Raw genomic sequence first — 22,643 nt, 5'->3', positions numbered from 1 at the left:
GCCATGAAGTTATGTTGGCTTTTACCATATTGATTATTTCGACTTATCTTGCTTTCACCAGCCCAGAATTTCTGACGCTCGCCAATATTTATGACTTGATAAATAACTACGCCATGCTAACCATTTTGGCGTGTGGTTTTTTTATCGTTTTGATTTCTGGCGGTATTGACATTTCATTCCCGGCGATGACCATTATCTCGCAATATGTCATGGTGACATTCATTGTGAAGTTTGGTGGTAATTTCCCGGTGGCTTTCGCACTGGCGGGAGGCATCGGCTTGTTGCTGGGGGTGATCAATGCGCTATTGGTTAATCGCCTGCGGGTGCCGTCCATCATTATTACCATTTCCACGCTGAATATCTTCTACGGGTTGCTGTTGTATCTCAGCCGGGGTGTCTGGCTGTATACCTATCCAGAATGGTTCGAACATGGGCCAATGCTGTTCTCTTTCACCGCCGCTGATGGCTATGACTATGGCCTTTCTCTGCCCATTTTGACCTTGCTGGCGACGATTATCGTCACTGCCTTGGTGATGACTCGCACCAGCATTGGCCGGCAAATTTATGCGTTGGGCGGTAATCAGGAAGCGGCATCCCGCATGGGGTTCAGCATTGTTAAGCTGCAACTGTTTGTTTATGGCTATATGGGGTTTTTATCCGGTATTGCCGGTGTGGTGCAGTCCTATACCGTCTTGACGGTGGCACCGGACTCGTTGCTCGGTTATGAACTCACCGTGCTGGCGGCGGTGGTGTTGGGCGGGACCAGTATTGTCGGCGGGCGGGGTACCCTAACCGGGACTCTGCTCGGGGTGATCCTGCTGGCAATATTACAAAATGGCTTGAATTTACTGGGTATTTCGTCGTACTGGCATAGCGTGGTGATCGGTCTGGTGATCGTCATCAGTATCAGTGTGACAGCCTGGGGCCAACGTCATAAGGTAGGGATATAACCATGTCGAAAACAACTCAACGTGATCATACCGAGCGCTGGTTAGTGGCACTGCTGGTGCTGGTGGCGGGCGTGTTCAGTGTGCTGATCCCACAGGTATTCTGGTCTGCGGCCAATTTTCAATCCATCGCCTCACAGATCCCCGTCGCGGGGATATTGACGCTGGCGATGGCGATCACCATGCTGACCGGTGGCATCAACTTATCCATTATTGCCACTGCGAACGCCAGTGCGCTGGTGATGGCCTGGGTGTGCACCCATCTTGAGCCAACGTTCAGTTCATTGATAGTGATGCTGTTGGCAGGGGTTTCGGTTGCCTTGGTGGTTGGGATCATCAATGGGGTGCTTATCTCGGTGGTTCGGGTATCCCCAATTCTGGCGACACTGGGCATCATGACCTTGCTCAAAGGGGTGAACGTGCTGATCTCCAAAGGCTCGGCGATTTCTAACTTTCCGAGCTATGTACTGGCATTGGATCGCAGCTATTTCCTCGGGGTTCCAGTCCCGCTTTATCTGTTTGCCGTGGTGGCGTTGCTGCTTTGGCTTATGTTGGCCAAGACCCCGCTGGGCCGACAGATATACCTGTCCGGCTCCAACGAAAAAGCCACCTTTTTCTCTGGGATTAATACCCGCCGCACGCTGATTTGGGTCTATGTCATTTCCTCGTTACTGTGTGCCGTCGCGGCGTTGCTGATGATGTCCAAACTCAACTCGGCCAAAGCCTCCTACGGTGAGTCACTATTGCTTATCACTATCCTGGCGACGGTATTAGGCGGGGTGAATCCTGATGGTGGATTTGGCAAGGTGTTCGGCATTGTGCTAGCGCTGTTCCTGTTGCAAATGCTGGAGAGCGGGCTAAATATCATGGGAGTCAGTAGCTATATCACCATGGCACTGTGGGGATCGCTACTGCTGGCGTTTATCTTTGTCAAAGGTGCAAAAGTCCCAGCATTGCGTTTCTTAAGGCAGAACAAGCCGTTGCAGTGATAGTGCAAGTTCACCAAACTGGTTCGACAGCCCCGGGAGCAGCCCACTACATCACGGTATGTTGGGCGCTCCTGTTTAGCCATTGCTTGCAGAACGATAGATCCGCTGGGGCCTGCCCACTTTGCCGTAAATAATCTCCGCCACTAATTGATCGTTGGCGCTGAAAAACTCCAGATAACGCCGGGCAGTGGTGCGGCTCAGCCCGATCTGTTGTGCCACGCTTTCTGCCGTATGGCGCACTTGCGGATCTTCGAACAAAGCGCGGATCTTCATCAGCGTCAGCTCATCAATGCCGGTGGGCAACGTGGTCTGATCGCCACCGCGGGCGTAGGTATTGAACATCTCATCGATACGGCGTTGGTTGACCCGCGCTGTGTCTTTCAGCGCTTCGCGCCGTTGGCTAAAGCGTTGCAGGGTTTGCGCCAGGCGGTCATAGGCCAGGGGTTTGATCAGGTAATCGAACACGCCATAGCGCAGCGCTTCGGCCACGGTGTCCATATCGCTGGCGGCGGTGATAAACACAATGCCACCGCCGTAGCCTTGTAGCGTCCACTCGCGCAGCAGTTCTATGCCCTGGCCGTCCGGCAGGAAATTATCCAGCAGGATCAGGTCGGGTTTAAAACGTTCGGTCATCGTACGTGCCTGTGCCAGGGTGCCTGCCAGCCAAATCTGCCGACACCCGCCATTCTGCTTGATGAATTCCGCATGCATTTCTGCCAACGGCGTTTCATCCTCAACAATCAGAATATTTAGCCACTCCATGTTAATTCCCCGTTGCTTAATTATGCTGCTAATTAAATCTCAGCGAGATGGTTATTTAATTAAACACTATGTCGCTAATAAAAACTATAAAAATAATTAAGTAAATAAAAACCATTAAACAACTTATTTACTGCGGGTAGATTGTGAAATAGGTCAATAATCAGGGCGTTATTTGTGTTTAACATGGCGCCATTAAATACCCCGTTCGTGTTATGGGCCATTTCAACTCAATGGTTTTTAAGGTTTTTATTACACCTTAATGTTAACTGTAATGGGATTTTGTATTTCAAATGTTATTGATAAGTTATTTTAGAGAGACTGACATGCTGGGCGATGCCGTATTTAATCGGGTGAAAAGATCGGATCACAAAAATATAGCGGCAATTAATGCTTTTTTGCGTAGTAACGATCTGAATATTGATACCACGGTCGAGGTTTTTATCACCGTGACCCAGGGCGAGCAATTGGTTGCCTGCGGAGGTATCGCCGAAAATATTATCAAATGCGTGGCCATCAGCCCGCAAATGCGCGGTGAAGGCTTGGCGTTATCATTGGCGACCGAACTGGTGAATCTGGCCTATGAGCGCCATCACACCCAGCTGTTTATCTACACCAAAGTGCAGAATGAGGCGCTGTTTCGCCAGTGTGGTTTCTACCCGATTGCCAGCGTGCCGGGCATCGTGGTGCTGATGGAAAACAGCCCGTGCCGCCTGAAGCGTTACGCCGCACAACTGGCCAGCGAGCGCCAGCCGGGCGACACCATTGGCAGCATCGTGATGAATGCCAACCCCTTTACCCGCGGCCATCAATATCTGGTGCGGGAAACTGCCGCCCGCTGTGACTGGCTGCATCTGTTCCTGGTGAAAGAAAACACCTCGCGCTTCCCTTATGAAGATCGCCGCAATCTGGTACTGAAGGGCACCGAGGGGATCACCAATCTGACGGTGCATGAGGGGTCTCAATACGTGATCTCCCGCGCCACTTTCCCTTGCTACTTCATTAAAGAGCAGGGGGTTGCCGACGACTGTTACACCGAAATCGATCTGAAAATTTTCCGCCAGTATCTGGCCCCCGCGTTGGGCATCACGCATCGATTTGTCGGCAACGAACCGTTCTGCGCCGTCACGGCGAAATACAACCGCGACATGCGTTACTGGCTGGAAACTCCGGCGTTGCCTAGCCCACCGATCGATCTGGTGGAAATTGAGCGCTTGCAGTACCAGGGCACGGCGATCTCTGCCTCCTGGGTGCGCAAGCTGCTGGCTGCGGGAGACTTCCATGCCGCCGCGCCTTTGGTGCCGAAAGACACGCTGTACTACCTGCAGGATCTGCAGGCACAGCGCCGGGCCAAGCCAATACCGCAAGAATTTGAGTCCGCACAATCAGGTGAACAATGAAAATAATCCGAGAAGCAATGGCCGGCACGCTGGAATCCAGCGATGTCATGGTCCGTATCGCGCCAGCAGAAGGCCCGGAACACGATCTGCTGATTGCCAGCAGCGTGGAAAAACAGTTCGGCGATGCCATCCGCCACACCCTGTTGCAGGTTTTGCAGCAGTACGACGTGCCGCCGGTGCAGGTGATTGTCGACGATAAAGGCGCACTGGACTGTGTGCTGCGTGCACGGCTGGAAACCGCGCTGATGCGTGCCAGCGAATCCGCCACGCTGCCTTGGGAGGAACGCCGTGAAAACGCTGAATAAACACCGTATGCGCCGCAGCATGCTATTCGTGCCGGGGGCGAATGCCGCCATGGTCAGCAACGCCTTTATCTATCAGGCCGATGCGCTGATGTTCGATCTGGAAGACTCGGTGATCCTGCGTGAGAAAGACGCGGCCCGTCGCCTGGTGTATCACGCACTGCAACACCCGCTGTATCAGGAAGTAGAAACCATTGTGCGCGTTAACGCCTTGGATTCGGCCTATGGCCTGGCTGATCTGCAAGCGGTGGTGCGTGGCGGAGCGGATATCGTCCGTCTGCCAAAAACCGACACCGCGCAGGACGTGGTGGATATGGAGCGTGAAATCGCCGCCATTGAACGTGCCTGTGGGCGTCCGGTCGGCAGCACTGGCCTGCTGGCAGCGATCGAGTCCGCACAGGGCATCACCAACGCGGTGGCGATTGCACAGGCTTCCCCAAGGTTGATTGGGATTGCACTGGGTGCCGAAGACTATGTGCGAAATCTGCGTACCGAGCGCTCGCCGGAAGGTATTGAACTGCTGTTTGCCCGTTGCTCATTGCTGCAGGCTGCCCGCTCAGCCGGGATCCAGGCGTTTGATACCGTCTATTCCGATGCCAACAACGAAGCGGGTTTCCTACAGGAAGCGGCGCTGATCAAACAGCTGGGCTTTGACGGTAAATCGCTGATTAACCCACGCCAGATCGAACTGCTGCACAACCTGTATGCGCCAACCGCCAAAGAAGTGGCTCATGCCCAGCGAGTGGTCGATGCGGCAGAAGCGGCAGAAAAAGAGGGGCGCGGCGTGGTTTCGCTGAACGGCAAGATGGTCGATAGCCCGGTGATTGAGCGGGCCCGTCTGGTACTGCAACGCGCAGCGCTTTCCGGCGTGCGTGAAGAACTGAACCACAGCGAGGAAGCATGATGAAACGCCAACAACGCCTGATGACCTTGAACAATCACGCCGAGATGCGGCTTTATCAGGAAGCCTCCAAGGCCAACCTGCAGGCGCGTAAACCGCGCGATATCAAACGCTGCGAGTCGCTGGAAGTGGCGATCCGCCGCAGCGGCTTGCAGGACGGTATGACCATCTCTTTCCACCACGCATTCCGTGGTGGCGATCTGGCCCTCAACCAGGTGATGGATGTGCTGGCGAAGATGGGCTTTCGCAACCTGACGCTGGCCTCCAGTTCATTGACCGATTGCCATGCGCCGCTGGTCGGCCATATCCGCAATGGTGTGGTGAGCCGTATTTATACCTCTGGCCTGCGTGGACCTTTGGCAGATGCTATTTCGCGCGGCTTGCTGAAAGAGCCTGTGCAGGTTCACTCGCACGGTGGCCGGGTCAACCTGGTCGAGTCAGGTGAGTTGCAGATCGATGTTGCCTTCCTCGGGGTGCCGACCTGCGATGAGTTCGGTAATGCCAATGGCTACACCGGTGATGCCTGCTGCGGTTCCCTCGGCTATGCCAAGGTGGATGCCGCCGCGGCCCGTAGCGTGGTGCTGCTGACCGAAGCAATCGTGCCTTATCCGCATCATCCCGCCAGCCTGGCACAGGATCAGGTCGATCTGATCGTGCAGTTGGAGCGAGTAGGGGATGCGGACAAGATCGGTGCCGATGCCACGCGTATGACCTCCAACCCGCGTGAGCTGCTGATTGCCCGCCGTGCTGCCGAGGTGATCGTTGACTCTGGTTACTTCACCGAAGGCTTTTCCTTACAGACCGGCACCGGCGGCGCTTCGTTGGCCGTAACGCGCTTCCTGGAAGACAAGATGCGTGCCCGTGGCGTCCGCGCCGGTTTTGCGTTGGGCGGCATCACCTCCACCATGGTGGATCTGCATGAGAAAGGCCTGATCGGCAAACTGCTGGACGTGCAGAGCTTTGACCGCGCGGCGGCCATGTCATTGGCTCGCAACCCAAACCATATCGAGATCAGCGCTAATCAATACGCCAACTTCAGCTCCAAGGGCGCGTCGGTTGACCGCCTGGACGTGGTGGTGCTGAGCGCACTGGAAATTGACACCGGCTTTAACGTTAACGTGCTGACCGGTTCCGACGGTGTGATCCGTGGCGCTTCCGGTGGCCACTGTGATACCGCAGCGGCGGCGCGGTTGGCGATTATTGTCGCGCCGTTGGTGCGTGGCCGCATTCCTACGCTGGTTGAGCAGGTGACCACCTGCGTGACGCCAGGCTCCAGCATCGACATTCTGGTGACCGACCACGGTATTGCCGTTAACCCTGCGCGCCCAGAACTGGCGCAGAGGTTACGCGAGGCTGGCCTGCAGGTGGTCACCATCGAATGGCTGCGTGAGCGTGCGCTGGTACTGACCGGCGAACCGAAACCGATCGCCTTTACCGATAACGTGGTGGCCGTGGTGCGCTATCGCGACGGTTCGGTGATTGACGTCGTACATCAGGTCGCGGAGTAACGCCATGGCTTACATCTCCCCCGAATTGGCCGCCAGCCGCGCCGTAAGTTTGCCCGAACTGCTTTCCAGCCGTGAATGCCGGCAGGCAAGGCAACAGGCGTGGCTGGCGCGCCATCCTACCGCCACGTTGGTGGTGCTCACTCTGGTGGTGCCGGGGGCGGTGAAAGACAGCCCCATGACGCGGCGCGTGTTCAACCTGGGTAGGCAGGCCTTGCAGCAGATGTATCGCCAACAAGGCTGGCTTTGTTTGCAGCAGAAGACCCTGGGGCTGCCCACTGGCTGCGAAGGCTATCTGGCGCTGCAAGCCGATGCCCGTGCGGTGAAAGAGGCGGCCATTCAGCTGGAAATCCAGCAGCCGATTGGCCGCCTGTGGGATATCGATGTGCTGACCCCGCAAGGGAAGATCCTGTCGCGGCGCGAACTTGGTCTGCCTGAACGCAGCTGTCTGCTGTGCAATCAGCCAGCCAAGATTTGCGCCCGCCAACAGAGCCACAGCACCGAACAACTGCTCAATGCAATGGAAAGGATGCTCAATGATGCACTCCCAGCCTGATTGGCAGCCGACGGTTACAGATCTTTCGCACAGCCAGCGCTTTGCCCGCAACGCCTATCGAGCGCTGTTGGTGGAGGTCAACCTGACGCCGAAACCGGGGTTGGTCGATCGCCACAACAACGGCGCGCATCGCGACATGGATATTGGCCATTTCTACCGCAGCTCGCGGGCGATTGGCCGGTGGCTGCCCTATTTTATCCGCCAGGGTATGGCCGACGCCGCTTTGCCCGCCGAGCAGCAGCTTGCGCGCCTGCGCCCATTGGGCATGGCCTGTGAACAACAGATGTTCCGTGCTACTGGCGGTATCAACACCCATAAAGGCAGCGTGTTCTCGCTAGGGCTGTTGTGCTGCGCCTTTGGCCGCTTACAGCAACAACGGCAGACTGACGCCCAAAGCCTGTGTGGTGAAGTTGCCCAGATGTGCCGAGGGTTGGTCAGTCGGGAGCTGCAACGCAACAACGCGGGTCAGACGGCAGGGCAACGGTTATTTGCCGAGTTTGGCCTGAGCGGTGCCCGTGGTGAGGCTGAATCCGGCTTTCAGCGGGTGATTGGCGGCTCGTTGCCGCTGTATCACCAGAGGATGGCCAGTGGCTGTGGCGAGCAGGTCGCGCTGCTGGACAGCCTGCTGTGGCTGATGGCGCATAACGATGATACCAACGTCGCCTCGCGGGGCGGCATCAAAGGGCTGCGCTGGTTACAACACTATGCCAGCCAGTTATTGGCACAGGGAGGGGCAGGTACGGCGCAAGGAATTGCTCGTTTGCGGCAGTTCGACGTCGCGTGCATCGCACGCAATCTCAGCCCCGGCGGTAGTGCCGATTTATTGATAGTTACCTGGCTGTTGGCGCAGTTGCCGCAGACGGGGGCTTAAAAAAATAACGAAGCCTTCAGGAGAAGTGTCCATGTCCGAAACCAAAGAGAAAATCTGGAAAGCGATCGCCCCGTTGGTGGTGCTTGCCGTCCTGTTAATGATACCCACGCCGGAGGGCATGCCACCGCAGGCCTGGCGTTACTTTGCCATCTTTGTGGCAATGATCGTCGGTATGATCCTGGAGCCGATCCCGGCCACGGCGATCAGCTTTATTGCCGTGACCGTCAGCGTGCTCAGTTCCAACTGGGTGCTGTTTGGCGCCGAAGAGCTGGCCAATCCCAGCTTTAAAGCCGGTAAAGAGGCGCTCAAATGGGGGCTGGCCGGATTCTCCAGTACCACCGTCTGGCTGGTGTTTGGGGCCTTTATCTTCGCGCTGGGCTATGAAGCCACTGGGTTAGGGCGACGCATCGCGCTGTTCCTGGTGAAGTTCATGGGCAAACGCACCCTGACGCTGGGCTACGCGGTGGTGATCATCGATATCATGTTGGCGCCGTTTACCCCGTCCAATACCGCGCGTACCGGTGGCACCGTCTTCCCGGTGGTAAAGAACCTGCCACCGCTGTTTGATTCCTTCCCGAACGATCCTTCCTCGCGCCGCATCGGTGGTTACCTGATGTGGATGATGGTGGTCGGGACTAGCATCAGCTCCTCCATGTTTGTGACCGGTGCTGCACCTAACGTGTTGGGTATCGAGTTCGTCAACAAGATTGCCGGGATCAATATCACCTGGATGCAATGGTTCCTGGCCTTCCTGCCGGTTGGGTTGCTGCTGCTGATCGTTGCGCCGTTGATTTCCTACTACCTGTACAAGCCAGGCGTTACCCACAGCGATGAAGTGGCTGGCTGGGCCAATACGGCACTGGGGGAGATGGGGAAACTGACCCGCAAAGAATATACCCTGATCGGCCTGGTGTTACTCAGCCTGTGTCTGTGGGTGTTCGGCGGTAAAATTTTGGATGCGACAACGGTGTGCTTGCTGGCGGTATCGCTGATGCTTGCCCTGCACGTGGTCAGTTGGAAAGACATCACCAAATACTCCAGCGCCTGGAATACCCTGGTTAACCTGGCAACGTTGGTGGTGATGGCCAGTGGCCTGAGCCGCTCCGGCTTTATCGATTGGTTTGCCACCACCATGAGCACCCATCTGGACGGTTTCTCACCGAAGATGACTGTCGTTCTGCTGGTGCTGGTGTTCTACTACGCGCACTACCTGTTTGCCAGCCTGTCGGCCCACACCGCGACCATGCTGCCGATGATCCTGGCGGTAGGTAAAGGCTTGCCAGGCGTGCCGATGGAACACCTTTCCATCCTGCTGGTGCTGTCTATCGGTATCATGGGGGTATTGACCCCATATGCCACTGGCCCAGGGGTAATCATCTATGGCTGCGGCTATGTGAAGTCGAAAGACTACTGGCGTCTTGGCGGTATCCTCGGCGTGGTGTATATCGCGGCGCTGCTGTTGATCGGCTGGCCAATTCTTAGCCTGTGGTATTAAGTTAATCGGCGGCCATCCACGGATGGCCGCTGTTGCAATCCCTTCGCCCGTGACGCCCGTCACACACTTTCATGTCGAACGCCGTCATTATACAAAACCAACGTTAACCTACTCATAACAATCATATTTAGGGAACCTCTGCGGATGAGAAAAAAAACGTTACTCCTTTGCCTGCCTTTACTGTTCAGCGGCACCGCCTTTGCCGAGAACGACGGTTATCAACTGGAACAGGTACTGGTGATGAGCCGCCATAACCTGCGCGCACCGCTGGCGAACAACGGTAGCGTGCTGGCCCAGTCCACGCCTAAAGCCTGGCCACAGTGGGATACGCCAGGTGGCTTGCTGACCACCAAGGGCGGCGTGCTGGAAGTGTATATGGGCCACTATTTCAACGCGTGGCTCAAGCAGGCGGGCATTTTGCCGCAGGAAGGTTGCCCAGCCGCTGACAGCGTTTACGTGTATGCCAACAGCCTGCAACGCACGGTAGCCACCGCGCAGTTCTTTACCAACGGCGCATTCCCAGGCTGCGACATCAGCGTGCATCATCAGGAGAAAATGGGGGAGATGGATCCGACCTTCAATCCGATTATCACCAACAGCAGCGAAACCTTTAACCAGCAGGCGTTGAGCGCCATGAATGCCGAGCTGGCATCGCTGAAGCTGGACGCCTCCTACAAACAGCTCGAGCAGATCATCGATTACAAAGACTCTCCCGCCTGCAAGACTGACAAGCAGTGCAACCTGGCCACTGAACCGAACAAAATGAGCGCGGTGCCGGGGAAAGAGCCAGGCGTTTCTGGCCCGCTGAAAGTGGGTAACTCGCTGGTGGATGCCTTTATGCTGCAGTATTACGAAGGCTTCCCGATGAAAGACGTGGCCTGGGGCAAGATTGTGACGCCGCACCAGTGGCAGCAGTTGGCCAAGCTGAAAGATGGCTATCAGGATTCGCTGTTCACCTCTTCGGTCGTCGCCCAGAACGTTGCCAAACCGCTGCTGACCTATATCAACTCGGCTCTGATTAGTGAGCGCAAGGCGGATTCACCGAAGCTGACCGTGCTGGTAGGGCATGATTCCAACATCGCTTCGTTGCTGTCAGCGATGAAGTTCAAGCCGTATGCGTTGCCGAAGCAGTATGAGAAGACCCCGATTGGCGGCAAGCTGGTGTTCCAACGTTGGCACGATGGCAAAGGCGATCGCGATCTGTTGAAGATTGAGTATGTCTACCAATCAACCGAACAGTTGCGTAATGCCGAACCGCTGACGCTGAACACCCCTCCACAGCGCGTCACACTGGCGCTGGAAGGCTGCCCGGTCGATAAAGATGGCTTCTGCGCCTGGAGCGACTTTGAAAAAACCATGAAGGACGTCTTGCATTAACAGTGCTGCCGGGGCGAACCGTTTCGCCCCGGCCAGCCGCGCGGTATATACTGTCTCAACGGACCCCTTATCACGGATGAAACGTGCTCTCTTCTTTTATTCTCAATGCTGAATTATTGCCGGTTGACGGCTTTGCTGGCCTGATCGCGCAATGTCACTTCTCTGTCGCGGATTACCACGACGATCTGTTTGCTGCCGCCGGTATCGATTTCCCTGAACATGTCGCACCAGCAGTCGCCAAACGTAAGGCCGAATATCTGGCCGGGCGCTATCTGGCACGCTGGGTGCTGGCAGAGTTGGGGCATCAGGATTTTACTTTATTGCGCGGGGAGAAGCGTGAACCGCTCTGGCCCGCTGGGATTGCCGGGGCGATCAGTCACAACAGCGATACAGCGCTGTGCGCTGCTCAGCATGAGAGTGGGGCAGGTGGCGTGGGTATTGACGTGGAAACGCAGATCCCATCTGTACGAGCAGAAGAGTTGTGGAGCGGTATTGTCAGTGAGGACGAATGCCAGTGGTTACGCCAACATCCACAGCCCTTTAATCTGCTGTTGACGCTGGTATTTTCTGCCAAGGAAAGCCTGTTCAAGGCGCTTTATCCGCAGGTGCGCTGCTACTTTGATTTTATTGATGCGCGGGTAACCCAACTGGATATGCAGGCGCAGACCTTCGAGCTGGAATTGCAAAAGACGCTGACGCCGCTTTGCCACTCAGGCCGCCGCTTTAGCGGGCGTTTCTGGCAGCAAGGTGACGCTGTAACGACATTGATTTATTTTTAAAATCAGTATATTACTACCTTCTGCGTAGCAGATGGCGTGCACCTTCCAGCATCAACAACATGACCGCCAGCCAGATCGGGATATAGGTTAGCCACTGGTTGGCGTTAATGGTTTCACCCAATAGTAGTGCGACGATCACCAACAACACCGGCTCAACATAGCTCAGCAGGCCAAACAGGCTGAACGGGAGCAGGCGACTGGCCAGAATATAGCACACCAGCGCCAGCGCGCTGATAATGCCCAACAGAGGGATCTGCAAATACAGCAGCGGTTTGGCCGTCAGCGCCGCCAGCGGTTCTGAGCCACCAAGTGCAAACAGCGCGGCGACCGGCAGCATCAGTGTCAGCTCAAACCACAGTCCGCCCAGATGATCGGTGCCCAAGCGGCGGCGCAGAATAAAGTAAACGGGATAGCCTAGCGCGACAACCAGCGTCGACCAGGAAACCCCGCCCACCAGGATCAGCTCATTACCCACGCCAACTAATGCACATAGGGCCGCCATCTTTTGCAGCACAGACAGGCGATCGCGGAAAAACACTCGCCCTGCCAACACCATGGTCAGCGGCAACAGGAAATAGCCGAGTGAGACATCCAGCGCCATGCCGTGCAGCGGTGCCCACAGGAATAGCCACAGTTGGACGCCCAGTATTGAGGTGGTGAGCAGTAACAACAGCACGCGATGCGGGCGCTGCCGTAGCCAGTGCAGCATTTCCTTCACCCGCGCCCAGTCGCCGGAGAACAGCATAAACAGCGTCAGAAACGGCAGCGTCAGCAGGGTGCGCCAGCCATAGATTTCCTCGCCGTCGAGTGGGGTTAGCATTGAGGTGTAGTAATACATCACGCCGAACAGCAGGGAAGCGACGACGGAAAGTATGATGCCCTTGATCACCAGCGTTCCTGATTATTAATGGAATTTCCTGCGGCTACTCTAAGGTTATTTAGCTCTAACAACAATGAATTACGCCGGACTGGACAACAACGGCCAAGCGGTTAGAATTATACCTGTGTATTTATCCAGGTAAAGGCGATGACAATCGATCTGTTTGAAGATGCGCTGCCACCGCCCTGGCGTGAGGAAATCGCGCCGGGGGCGGTGGTATTGCACGGTTTTGTTCGCGATCACGGGCCGGAACTGCTGGCGGCGGTCAACGGCGTGGTGGCACAGGTGCCTTGGCGGCATATGACCACGCCGGGCGGTTTCACCATGTCGGTGGCCATGAGCTGGTGCGGCAACGGCTGGAACAGCGACAGTAATGGCTACCGCTATTCGCAGCGCGATCCCGGAACCGGCAAAAGTTGGCCAGAAATCCCGGCAATTTTGCTGGCTTTGGCCGATGAAGCGGCTTTGCAGGCCGGGTTTGGTCATTACGTCCCGGATTCCTGCCTGATGAATCGCTACGATCCGGGCAGCAAGCTTTCGCTGCATCAAGATATTGACGAGCATGATTTTACGGCACCGATCGTTTCGGTATCGCTGGGGCTACCGGCCGTTTTTCAGTTTGGTGGCCTGCAACGCAGCGACAGAACGCAGCGCATCCCGCTGGCCCACGGTGACGTGGTGGTCTGGGGCGGCCCGTCACGGTTATGCTTCCACGGCATCATGCCGGTGAAAGAGGGCTATCATTCGCTGGTGGGGTCACACCGCATCAATATCACCCTGCGCAAGGCGCTTTAACGCGGGTTCCTGGCCTAAACTTGCCACCAGATAATCGATAAACACTCGCAGCTTGGGGGGCAGATGCTGAGTTGGCGCATACAGCAACCAGAGATCGCCATGATAGCTGCTGAGGAAATCCCACTCTGGCAACACCTGCACAATCTCACCGCTGGCAAGCGCCTGGTGGGCGGTAAAGTAGGGCAGGCTGCCGATACCGATATGCTGTTTCACCGCGTCTAACCGAACTCCGGTGTGGTTGGCGGCATAGCGCCCCCGGACATTGACCGAAACCGTCTTGCCGTTGCGGCGAAAACGCCAGCGTGCGTCGCTGGGCGTCTCCCCCAGATAAATGCAGCTATGCTCCGTCAGGTCTCTTGGGTGACGCGGCGTGCCCTGTTGGGCCAGGTAATGCGGAGTGGCGCAGAGCAAATGTTCGATGGTCATCAACGGGCGGCCGATCAGGCCCGGTGACGGGCGGTCGGTGATGCGCAGTGCCAGATCGACCCGATCGTCGATCAAATCCATGTAGCGGTCTTCCAACCGTAGATGAACATCTACTTGCGGATAGCGCTGCAAGAACGCCGGCATGTGAGGATGCAGAACAAAGTGCCCGACGGCCTTCGGCACGCTGACGCTGATCGTCCCTTCCGGCTCAGAGCTGCCCTGGCCGCTGATGGTCAACACTGAGTTGGCGGCATCCAGCATGATGCGGCAGCGCTGAAACACGGCCTCGCCTTGCTCACTTAGGCGCAGTTTGCGGGTTGTACGGTGCAACAGTCGTACGTTCAGCGCTTGTTCCAACCTGGCAACGCTGCGGCTGGTGGCAGAAGGGGAACTGCCCAACTGGCGGGCGGCGGCGGAGAAGCTGCCGCTTTCCACCACCTGAACAAAAACGGCCATTTCAACCAGCAGTGCGCTGGAAAGATTTGTGCTCACGGCGCAAAGGTCCATTGTGATGAAGACGGATTATCAGCCGATTATGGCACGAATATAATAACGGCGTTAACCAGGAGAGAGCCCATGACCGAACGACTTTATTATTATCACGATGATTTGCAACTCCAGGCACGGGTATTGTCCTGCACGGCGCAAGAGGATGGCAGCTATGCGGTGCAGTTGGATGCGACACTGTTTCACCCACAGGGCGGCGGACAGCCAAGCGATAGCGGCACGATCGGCGGCGTAGCGGTGTTACGAGTTGCCGTGCAGGGCGATCAATTACTCCATTATCTGGCCGAGCCGTTGCCTTGTGGCTTGGTCACTCTGGAGATCGACGGTGAACAACGACACCTGCATACCCGTTGGCATTCTGCCGGGCATTTGATTGGCTGGCTGGGGGAGGGCCAAGGCTGGCAGCCGGTGAAAGCGCACCACTGGCCGGGGGAAGGGCGTATCACCTTTGCGCCGGGTGCGCAGACAACAGTGTTGGAACAGGAATATTTACAGCAACGGCTGATGGATTTGATCGCCGCCGATTTGCCACGAAGGCAGCAAGAGCAGCAAGGCGTCCGTCAGGTCGGGTTTGGCGATCTGCCAGCTTATGGCTGCGGTGGCACCCATGTGCGTTCGTTGGCGGAGTTGGGCAGGGTGCAAATCACCGCCGTCAAGATGAAGAAAGGGCAGTTGATTGTGCAGTATCAGGTGGATTGATGGGGCGTGTAGGCGTGCCTGGCCACTGCTTGGCGCGTTACTGCTTTTTTCATCATTAGTTAGCGAAATTAGTTCGTTCAACTCCGTGCCGTTTTGGTTTGTTATCTAACCCATAACAAACCGACATAAAGAAGGCACGGCACCCATGTTTAATTTTCCTTTCAAGACGTTAACCAGCGGACTGGCAGTGGTCTTAGGCGCTGCCGCTGCGGCGAGCCCGGCCATTGCGGCGGTGCAGGGCGGCACTCTGATCTATCTGGAGCAGCAGGCCCATACCAATCTGTATCCCCCTTCCGGCGGGTTTTATCCCAACGGCGGTATCCTTAACCAGATCACCGACAAGCTGACCTACCAGAACCCCAAGACGCTGGAGATCGAACCCTGGATCGCCGAGTCCTGGTCCAGCAACCCCGATAAAACGGAATATACCTTCAAACTCCGCCCCGGCGTGACGTTCTCCGACGGGACGCCGCTGGATGCCAACGCGGTAGCGAAAAACTTTGATACCTATGGTTTGGGCAATAAATCGCTGCGCTTGCCGGTTTCCGAGGTGATCAATAACTATGACCACAGTGAGGTCATCGATCCGCTGACGGTCAAATTCTATTTCAAACGCTCGTCCCCAGGTTTCCTGCAAGGTACGGCGACCATCGGTTCCGGGCTGGTATCGCTCAGTACGCTGAACCGCCAATACGATGAACTGGGTGATGCGCGCCATATTATCGGCTCTGGCCCGTTTGTGGTGAGCGGTGAAACCCTGGGGCGCGAGGTCGATCTCAGCGTACGTAAAGACTATCACTGGGGACCGGCCAAGCTGGCTCAGCAAGGGCGGGCCAATCTGGATGCCATCAAGGTGATCGTCACTCCGGAAGACAGCGTGCGAATTGGTGCGTTGCAGGCCGGACAGGCGGACTTTATTCGCCAGATCCAGGCTTACGATGAGAAGCAAACCCAGGATCAGGGCTTTACGATCTATGCCGCGCCAACCCGTGGCGTCAACGACAGCATTGCCTTCAGACCAGACAATCCGCTGGTGGCCGACATTCGCGTGCGGCAAGCGCTGCTGCATGCCACCGACAGCAAACAGATCGTCGATACGCTGTTCTCTGCCAACTACCCACAAGCCAAATCGGTGATTGCCTCCTCGGCAGCCGGTTTTGTCGATCTCTCCGACAAGTTGACCTTCGATCTGGCGAAGGCCAACCGCCTGCTGGATGAAGCCGGTTGGCAAAAGGGCAGCGACGGCCTGCGCCAGAAGGATGGTAAGAAGCTGTTGTTAACGGTGTACGAGTCGCTGCCACAGCCGCAAAACAAGGCGGTGCTGCAATTGGTCTCGCAGCAGTGGGGCAAGGTGGGGGCGCGGTTGAATATCTTGGCAGGCGATGCAGGTAGCCGGGTGGCGGATAACCTCGATCCGCAAAAGACTCCAGCTTCGGTGGTAGAAGTGGGCCGTGCCGATCCCGATGTGATTAAAAGCCAGTTTTATCCCACCAATCGTGATGGCCTGTTGCAGCAGGGTGGCACCAGCCAGAACAGTAAATTTATCGACAACTCGCTGAACCAACTGCTGCTGGGGATCGCCTCTGAAGTGGACCCGGCCAAGCGCATACAGATTGCCGGTGAGGCTCAAAAGTATCTGCTGGATCAGGCCTATGTGATCCCGTTCTTTGAAGAGCCGCAGGTCTTTGCCGGTGCACCCTATCTGAAAGATGTCAACTTTGAAGCCGTGGGTCGGCCAAGTTTCTATGGCGCGTGGTTAGAGAAACGGTAACGCCATATTCGAGGAGATAAAGATGCTGAAATACCTGAGTGGCCGAACCGGGCAGGCGTTGCTGGTGCTGTGGGCGGCATTTACGCTGTCGTTTATCTTGCTGCAGGTGCTGCCAGGCGATGCGATCCTGATTAAATTTCAGAACCCGGATATGGGCCTTAGTCCGGCGCAGATTGCCGACATGCGTGCCGCCTACGGTGCCGATATCCCCCTGTGGCAGCAATATCTGCATACGCAGGGGAATTTCCTGCGCGGTGATTTGGGCTATTCGATTCAGAACGGCGTGCCGGTGAGTGCCTTGCTGGCTGCCAACCTGCCTGCCACCCTGCAACTGGCGGTGCTGGGTTTCACCCTGGCCTTGCTGTTGGCACTGGTCATTGCCTTTGTCTCCAATCTGATCGGTTTTGGCTGGCTGAAATCGGCGCTGCAATCGCTGCCTGCGCTGTTTGTGTCGGTTCCCACCTTCTGGCTTGGCATCGTGTTGATCCAGATCTTCTCATTCCGGCTGAAGCTGGTGCCGATCATTAATCCAGGCGAGTGGGTTGGCCTACTGTTGCCGATCGCCACCTTGGCAATCCCAATCTCTGCACCGCTGGCGCAGATCCTGATCCGCAGTATTGATAGCGTGCAAACTCAGCCGTTTGTGGCGGTGGCGCGTGCCAAAGGGGCTAGCCGTAGCGGAGTGCTGTGGCGACATGTGGCGCGCAACGCCATGCTGCCGGTGCTGACTATCGCGGGCATTTTGTTTGGCGAACTGATCGCCGGAGCGCTGATCACCGAAACCGTATTTGGCCGCAGTGGCCTGGGGCAACTGACACAGCAGGCGGTCGTGAACCAGGATGTGGCGGTGTTACAGGCGGTGGTGATGATCTCTGCCGCCGCCTTTGTCTTCCTCAATCTGCTGGTCGATCTGCTGTTCCCGTTGCTCGATCCCAGACTGAAAACCTATGCAGGAGCGACCCGATGAGCAGTATTCCGTTGGAAAAATCCGTGATGCCGGAACGCGATCTGTCCGGTGGGGAAGCCGAAGGGAGTGTACGCACAGCCAGGCGCGCTCAGCGGCGTTATCCGCTTAGCCTGTGGCTAGCCTGGATCGTGCTTGGGATCGCTGTGCTATGGGCGATCGCCCCAGAACTCTTTACTGCGTACAGCGGCACGGAAGGGATTGCCGGGGCACAACGTCTGGCACCCGGTGGTGAACACTGGCTTGGCACCGATCCGCTGGGGCGCGATCTCTACGCCCGGATCGTCTATGGCGCATCGCACACTTTATCCGCAGCGCTAGTTGCCGTAGCGCTGGGGCTGGTTGTGGGGACGTCGCTGGGCCTGGTCGCCGGGGCTTTAGGCGGCATCGTCGATGATGTTGTGATGCGCTTGGTTGATGTTTTGCTGTCGATCCCTGGGCTGCTGCTTTCTTTGAGCGTAATTATCCTGCTGGGCTTCGGCACGGTGAATGCGGCGCTGGCGGTGGGGATCTCGTCGGTGGCCAACTTTGCGCGTCTGGCACGTGCGGAGGTGCTGCGGGTGCGGCACAGCGACTACGTTGAAGCGGCCTACGGCAGCGGCGGGCACTTTTGGGCGGTGCTATGGCGCCATATTCTGCCTAATTCGCTGACCTCGGTGATTGCATTCTCTGCCCTGCAGTTTGGCAATGCCATTCTGGCGATTGCCACCCTGAGTTTTCTGGGATACGGCACGCCACCGCCCACGCCGGAATGGGGCTTGCTGATCGCCGAAGGGCGTAACTACATCTCAACGGCCTGGTGGCTGACTACCTTCCCCGGCCTGATGGTGGTTGCCGTGGTGCTGGCCGCCAACCGAATCAGCCATGCATTAGGGAGCGCGCGCCGATGAACCCACAGACAACCGTTTCACCTGTGCCACTGCTGGAACTGGATAACGTTTCTATCGCCTATCAGCAGGGCAACAGCAGCCAGCGGGTAGTGCACAATGTTTCTTTTACCATTCAGCCGGGGGAAGTCGTTGCCCTGGTTGGGGAGTCTGGATCGGGGAAAACCACCACGGCCCAGGCGATTATCGGCCTGCTGGCGGAAAATGGCCGCCTGGAGCAGGGGGCGATCCGGCTCAATGGCACCGATATTGCGCACTGGTCACCGTGCCAGTTGGATGCGGTGCGTGGTGCGCAGATAAGCCTGATCCCGCAAGATCCCGCCAGTTCGCTGAACCCGGTTAAAACCATCGGTGAGCAGGTTGCCGAGATCATCAATATTCACCAACGCCTGCCACGCAAGCTGGTACAGCTTCGGGTAGTGGAGTTACTCACTCGCGTGGGGTTGACTCACCCTGAATTGCGGGCGCGTCAGTATCCGCATGAGCTTTCCGGCGGCATGAAGCAGCGGGTGCTGATTGCTATCGCCATTGCGTTACGGCCCGCGTTGATCATTGCCGATGAACCGACCAGCGCGCTAGACGTAACGGTGCAAAAACGCATTCTCGATCTGATCGACGAACTGCGTCAGGAGTTTGGCACGGCGGTGCTGTTCGTCACCCATGATTTGGGCGTGGCGGCGGAACGGGCCGATCGGCTGCTGGTATTTCGTCATGGCAGGGTACAAGAACAGGGGCAAACGGCGGCGGTATTGCAGGCACCGGCGCATGAATATACCCGCCGCTTGTTTGCCGAAGTGCCTTCACTGGCCTCCGTCGCTCCGCCAGCGATCGCCCGTAAGGTAGAACCGGCTATCGTCGTCAACGAACTGGTGAAGGATTTCCGTTTTGCTGGCAGAGGCGGGCAGCCGTTCCGCGCTTTGGATCGGGTGTCGTTCAGCGTGCAGCGCGGCACCACACATGCGCTTGTCGGCGAGTCTGGCTCCGGTAAAACCACCTTGGCCCGCTGCCTGCTGGGTTTTCAGCGGCCGGATGCTGGGCAAATCATCATCGACGGCGTCGATTTTACCCGGCTAAAGGGCGAGGCGCTGCGCCAGTTTCGGCGGCGTATCCAACTGGTCTATCAAAACCCCTTTGCTTCGCTCGATCCGGCGCAAACCTTGTATCAGGCGATCGAAGAGCCGTTGCTCAACTTTGAGCCTGTCGCCAAGGCTGAGCGTTACCGGCGGGTGCGGGAACTGTTCGAGCGAGTTGCTCTGCCTGCCGAGCTCTTGACGCGCAAACCGCGTGAGCTTTCTGGTGGCCAACGCCAACGGGTCGCCATCGCCCGTGCTCTGATACTGCAACCTCGGGTGCTGGTATTGGATGAAGCCACCTCGGCGCTAGACGTGACCGTGCAGGCGCAAATCCTGCACTTATTAGAGCAGCTACAGCGAGAGTTGGGGCTGACCTACCTGTTTATCTCGCACGATCTGGCGACGGTGCGGCAAATCTCGCACAGCGTCTCGGTGCTGTGCCGTGGGGAGCAGGTAGATGTGGGCACTACCGCCAAGATATTTGCCCAGCCGGGCAGTGACTATACCCGCCAATTGATTGCGGCCATTCCTGGCCGTGGGATGTATCAAACTTTGAAGGATGCCTCATGAGCGCTAAACGTCTCGGCTTTTTTACCCGCCTGCTGGATAACGGCAGTGCTCAGGAACGTTACCGGCTGGCCACCGAGCAAATTGTCCATGCCGAACGCGCCGGGTTCGACACCGCCTGGGTAGCGCAGCACCATTTTCATCAGGATGAGGGCGGGCTGCCTTCACCCCTGGTTTTTTTGGCTCAGGCTGCGGCGCACACCCGGCATATTCGTTTGGGGACTGGGGTGATCACCTTGCCAATGGAGTCTGCCGTGCGCGTGGCGGAAGATACGGCGGTGTTGGATCTGCTATCTGGTGGCCGGTTGGAAGTGGGGCTGGCGGCGGGTGGAACCCCGTCTTCGTTTAGCGCTTTTGGTATTGATGCCGAGCGGCGCAATGCGGCGTTTAACGATAATTTACGTATTCTGCTGGACGCCTGGGGTGGCGAAGCGCTCGGCAATGCCGCCAACCGACTCTATCCGGCCGCTCCCCAACTGAAAAAACGCGTCTGGCAAGCCACCTTCTCGATTGAAGGTGGGATCCGGGCCGGTAAGGCTGGGGATGGGCTGATGCTGTCACGTACTCAACCCAGGCCACTAACTGCCCCGGATACGCCACTCGATGAGCTGCAAAATCCGATTATTGACGCCTATCTTGCCGCACTGCCACCAGGGGTAGAGCCGCGCATCATGGGATCGCGCACCGCTTTTGTGACCGAAGATCAGAACCGTGCACGTGATTTTGCTGCACAAGGGCTTAGCCGCGGATTGGAACGTTTACGCGCCAGTGGGCATCAGGTGCAGGATGAGTCGCTCGACGGCCTGATCCGCGCTTTTGACGTGCATCTCGGTACGCCAGAGCAGGTGATCGCCTCGTTACAACGCGATAGCGCGCTGGCCCGCGTCACCGATTTGGCATTTCAGGTGCACTCTATCGATCCGCCACACGCCTATATTTTGCGCTCCATTGAGCTGATTGCTCGCGACGTTGCACCGGCACTGGGCTGGCAGCGGCGCAATCCTGCCTCGTTGGCTTATTCACATCACGCAGAGGAAAACGTATGACCGACACCCAGGATCACCTGACCAGACTGGCTGAAATCGCCCCAGACTCTCCTTTGGCACAGGCCAGAGCAACACGTCAGGCGGCCACCGACGGGATTGAGGCCAGCTATCAGCGGCTGTTCGCGCCACAGGATGTGGGCGGTTTTGGGATTGCGGAGCGCCTGCTGTTGGCACAACGTATCAGTGAATGGCACGGCGATCGGCAACTGGCGGCGCATTATGCCCAATTGCAACAAGCTCAGCCCGCAGACGGCCCACGTTTGCAGGCTGCATTGGATCATGCAGAACGCCTGGCCTTCAAGCCTGCCGGGACCGAAGCCAAACACTTACAGGCCCTGCAACAGGCGGGGTGGTCGTTGGATGACATTGTCACGCTGTCACAACTGATCGCCTTTGTCAGTTTCCAGAGCCGTCTGTTGTTCGGCTACCGCTTGCTGGCTGGATTGCCGGTAGCGACCAGCGGTCGTGCTCCCGTCCGAGCCTCCGCTTGGCGCACTGCGAGCCATACAACCAGTGGCCGCCATGCACCGCCTGCGTTCACCAGCCAGGAGTTGGGATGGGAGCCTTGGATTGCTGCTAAACCCTTGGAGGCGTTTGACGAGCCGGGAAAAGCCTTGCTGACCAAGTTCGGTCACGCGAATTCTGACTATTTCCGTTTGTTGGCGCGAGATCATGCGGTGTTGGAACAACGAACCATCACGGATAGGGCCATTTTCTACACCGCTGGTGGTCTGGCCCGCCAGGATCGGGAGTTGGCTGCGGCGGTGGCCAGCAAGGTGAACGGCTGTATTTACTGTGCTTCGGTGCATGCGCGTAAAGCGGCGCAGTTATCCAAAAGGGCAGAAGAGGTGCAGCGCCTGTTGGATGTCGCGCCTGGAGGGATCTTGAGCGAGGGGCAGGGTGAGGATTGGCGTACGCAAATAGACTTTGCCGCCGCGCTTTCGGCTACGCCACCGCAGGCCAATGCGGCTCAGTTGGCTGCGTTACGCGAACAAGGGTTGGGCGAACTGGAGCTATTGGACCTGGTGCAGGCGACGGCCTTCTTTGCCTGGGCCAACCGCTTGATGCTCACGCTCGGCGAACCTTATGACGATTGAGTCACACGGTGTTTAAACAGCAAAAAGCCCGCTTAGTTACCTAAGCGGGC

General features: G+C 57.3%; 22 protein-coding genes. 19 read left to right on the top strand and 3 right to left on the bottom strand.

Translation table 11 applies throughout. From position 1 onward, the window contains the following. Nucleotides 1–11: 11 nt before the first annotated feature. Nucleotides 12–950 (top strand): ABC transporter permease, encoded by a 939-nt coding sequence (locus tag IMQ33_RS12750; RefSeq protein WP_029711009.1) that lies wholly within the window; start codon nt 12–14, stop codon nt 948–950. 2 nt (nt 951–952) lie between these two features. After that, entirely contained in the window at nt 953–1,936 is a 984-nt protein-coding gene (locus IMQ33_RS12745) for an ABC transporter permease (RefSeq protein ID WP_098930580.1), read from the top strand. 75 nt (nt 1,937–2,011) lie between these two features. Here the strand turns inward: IMQ33_RS12745 and dpiA are convergent, their stop codons facing one another. Further along, complete coding sequence (gene dpiA, locus IMQ33_RS12740) at nt 2,012–2,698, bottom strand: two-component response regulator DpiA (RefSeq protein ID WP_196061498.1); 687 nt, start codon at nt 2,696–2,698, stop codon at nt 2,012–2,014. Nucleotides 2,699–3,021: 323 nt separating this feature from the next. Here dpiA and citC point away from each other — a divergent pair, with 323 nt between their 5' ends. From citC to IMQ33_RS12695, 9 genes are all read left to right on the top strand, one after another. After that, nucleotides 3,022–4,095 (top strand): [citrate (pro-3S)-lyase] ligase, encoded by a 1,074-nt coding sequence (gene citC, locus IMQ33_RS12735; protein ID WP_196061926.1) that lies wholly within the window; start codon nt 3,022–3,024, stop codon nt 4,093–4,095. Continuing rightward, nucleotides 4,092–4,400, top strand: a complete 309-nt coding sequence (citD, locus tag IMQ33_RS12730) for a citrate lyase acyl carrier protein (protein WP_024528134.1) — start codon at nt 4,092–4,094, stop codon at nt 4,398–4,400. The genes citC and citD overlap by 4 nt, the downstream gene beginning before the upstream one ends. 7 nt (nt 4,401–4,407) lie before the next feature. Further along, nucleotides 4,408–5,301, top strand: a complete 894-nt coding sequence (gene citE, locus IMQ33_RS12725; RefSeq protein WP_230326705.1) for a citrate (pro-3S)-lyase subunit beta — start codon at nt 4,408–4,410, stop codon at nt 5,299–5,301. Continuing rightward, a complete protein-coding gene (gene citF, locus IMQ33_RS12720; protein ID WP_065683285.1) occupies nt 5,301–6,806 on the top strand; it encodes a citrate lyase subunit alpha in 1,506 nt (501 codons plus the stop codon). The genes citE and citF overlap by 1 nt, the downstream gene beginning before the upstream one ends. Before the next feature lie 4 nt (nt 6,807–6,810). Next, on the top strand, nt 6,811–7,359 hold the full coding sequence (gene citX / locus IMQ33_RS12715) for a citrate lyase holo-[acyl-carrier protein] synthase (protein ID WP_024528136.1): 549 nt from the start codon (nt 6,811–6,813) through the stop codon (nt 7,357–7,359). Next, nucleotides 7,340–8,230 (top strand): triphosphoribosyl-dephospho-CoA synthase CitG, encoded by an 891-nt coding sequence (citG, locus tag IMQ33_RS12710; RefSeq protein WP_370572066.1) that lies wholly within the window; start codon nt 7,340–7,342, stop codon nt 8,228–8,230. Before citX ends, citG begins: the two co-directional genes overlap by 20 nt. A 31-nt stretch (nt 8,231–8,261) precedes the next feature. Then, the gene (locus IMQ33_RS12705; RefSeq protein ID WP_024528138.1) at nt 8,262–9,725 is read left to right on the top strand and encodes an anion permease; all 1,464 of its coding nucleotides are present in this window, start codon (nt 8,262–8,264) and stop codon (nt 9,723–9,725) included. Between the two features lie 144 nt (nt 9,726–9,869). After that, entirely contained in the window at nt 9,870–11,102 is a 1,233-nt protein-coding gene (gene agp / locus IMQ33_RS12700; RefSeq protein WP_098930584.1) for a bifunctional glucose-1-phosphatase/inositol phosphatase, read from the top strand. Nucleotides 11,103–11,185: 83 nt separating this feature from the next. Further along, a complete protein-coding gene (locus IMQ33_RS12695; protein ID WP_196061924.1) occupies nt 11,186–11,881 on the top strand; it encodes a 4'-phosphopantetheinyl transferase superfamily protein in 696 nt (231 codons plus the stop codon). Nucleotides 11,882–11,894: 13 nt separating this feature from the next. Here IMQ33_RS12695 and rarD read toward each other — a convergent pair whose 3' ends face one another. Then, a complete protein-coding gene (rarD, locus tag IMQ33_RS12690) occupies nt 11,895–12,770 on the bottom strand; it encodes an EamA family transporter RarD (protein ID WP_196061923.1) in 876 nt (291 codons plus the stop codon). A 138-nt stretch (nt 12,771–12,908) separates the two neighbouring features. Between rarD and alkB the strand changes: the two genes are divergently transcribed. Beyond that, a complete protein-coding gene (gene alkB, locus IMQ33_RS12685) occupies nt 12,909–13,556 on the top strand; it encodes a DNA oxidative demethylase AlkB (RefSeq protein ID WP_024528142.1) in 648 nt (215 codons plus the stop codon). On the opposite strand, the gene IMQ33_RS12680 is transcribed toward alkB, so the two are convergent. Beyond that, complete coding sequence (locus IMQ33_RS12680) at nt 13,518–14,474, bottom strand: LysR family transcriptional regulator (RefSeq protein WP_253082712.1); 957 nt, start codon at nt 14,472–14,474, stop codon at nt 13,518–13,520. The genes alkB and IMQ33_RS12680 overlap by 39 nt on opposite strands. An 84-nt stretch (nt 14,475–14,558) precedes the next feature. Between IMQ33_RS12680 and IMQ33_RS12675 the strand changes: the two genes are divergently transcribed. The 7 genes from IMQ33_RS12675 to IMQ33_RS12645 all read left to right on the top strand — a co-directional run bounded on the left by IMQ33_RS12675 (nt 14,559) and on the right by IMQ33_RS12645 (nt 22,593). Further along, entirely contained in the window at nt 14,559–15,188 is a 630-nt protein-coding gene (locus IMQ33_RS12675) for an alanyl-tRNA editing protein (protein WP_196061922.1), read from the top strand. A 145-nt stretch (nt 15,189–15,333) separates the two neighbouring features. Then, on the top strand, nt 15,334–16,959 hold the full coding sequence (locus tag IMQ33_RS12670; RefSeq protein WP_161739775.1) for a TIGR04028 family ABC transporter substrate-binding protein: 1,626 nt from the start codon (nt 15,334–15,336) through the stop codon (nt 16,957–16,959). Nucleotides 16,960–16,981: 22 nt separating this feature from the next. Continuing rightward, the gene (locus IMQ33_RS12665) at nt 16,982–17,926 is read left to right on the top strand and encodes an ABC transporter permease (RefSeq protein WP_196061921.1); all 945 of its coding nucleotides are present in this window, start codon (nt 16,982–16,984) and stop codon (nt 17,924–17,926) included. Beyond that, entirely contained in the window at nt 17,923–18,813 is an 891-nt protein-coding gene (locus tag IMQ33_RS12660; RefSeq protein WP_161713635.1) for an ABC transporter permease, read from the top strand. The genes IMQ33_RS12665 and IMQ33_RS12660 overlap by 4 nt, the downstream gene beginning before the upstream one ends. After that, on the top strand, nt 18,810–20,453 hold the full coding sequence (locus IMQ33_RS12655) for an ABC transporter ATP-binding protein (RefSeq protein ID WP_161713634.1): 1,644 nt from the start codon (nt 18,810–18,812) through the stop codon (nt 20,451–20,453). The genes IMQ33_RS12660 and IMQ33_RS12655 overlap by 4 nt, the downstream gene beginning before the upstream one ends. Then, a complete protein-coding gene (locus tag IMQ33_RS12650) occupies nt 20,450–21,496 on the top strand; it encodes a putative FMN-dependent luciferase-like monooxygenase (protein WP_196061920.1) in 1,047 nt (348 codons plus the stop codon). The genes IMQ33_RS12655 and IMQ33_RS12650 overlap by 4 nt, the downstream gene beginning before the upstream one ends. Beyond that, on the top strand, nt 21,493–22,593 hold the full coding sequence (locus IMQ33_RS12645) for an alkylhydroperoxidase domain protein (protein WP_196061919.1): 1,101 nt from the start codon (nt 21,493–21,495) through the stop codon (nt 22,591–22,593). Before IMQ33_RS12650 ends, IMQ33_RS12645 begins: the two co-directional genes overlap by 4 nt. Nucleotides 22,594–22,643: the final 50 nt, after the last annotated feature.

The organism is Serratia sp. Res13-Sevr-LER1-36-b, from assembly GCF_015673035.1.
Lineage (GTDB): Bacteria > Pseudomonadota > Gammaproteobacteria > Enterobacterales > Enterobacteriaceae > Chania > Chania fonticola_C.
This window is presented reverse-complemented; position numbering and strand designations above follow the sequence as displayed.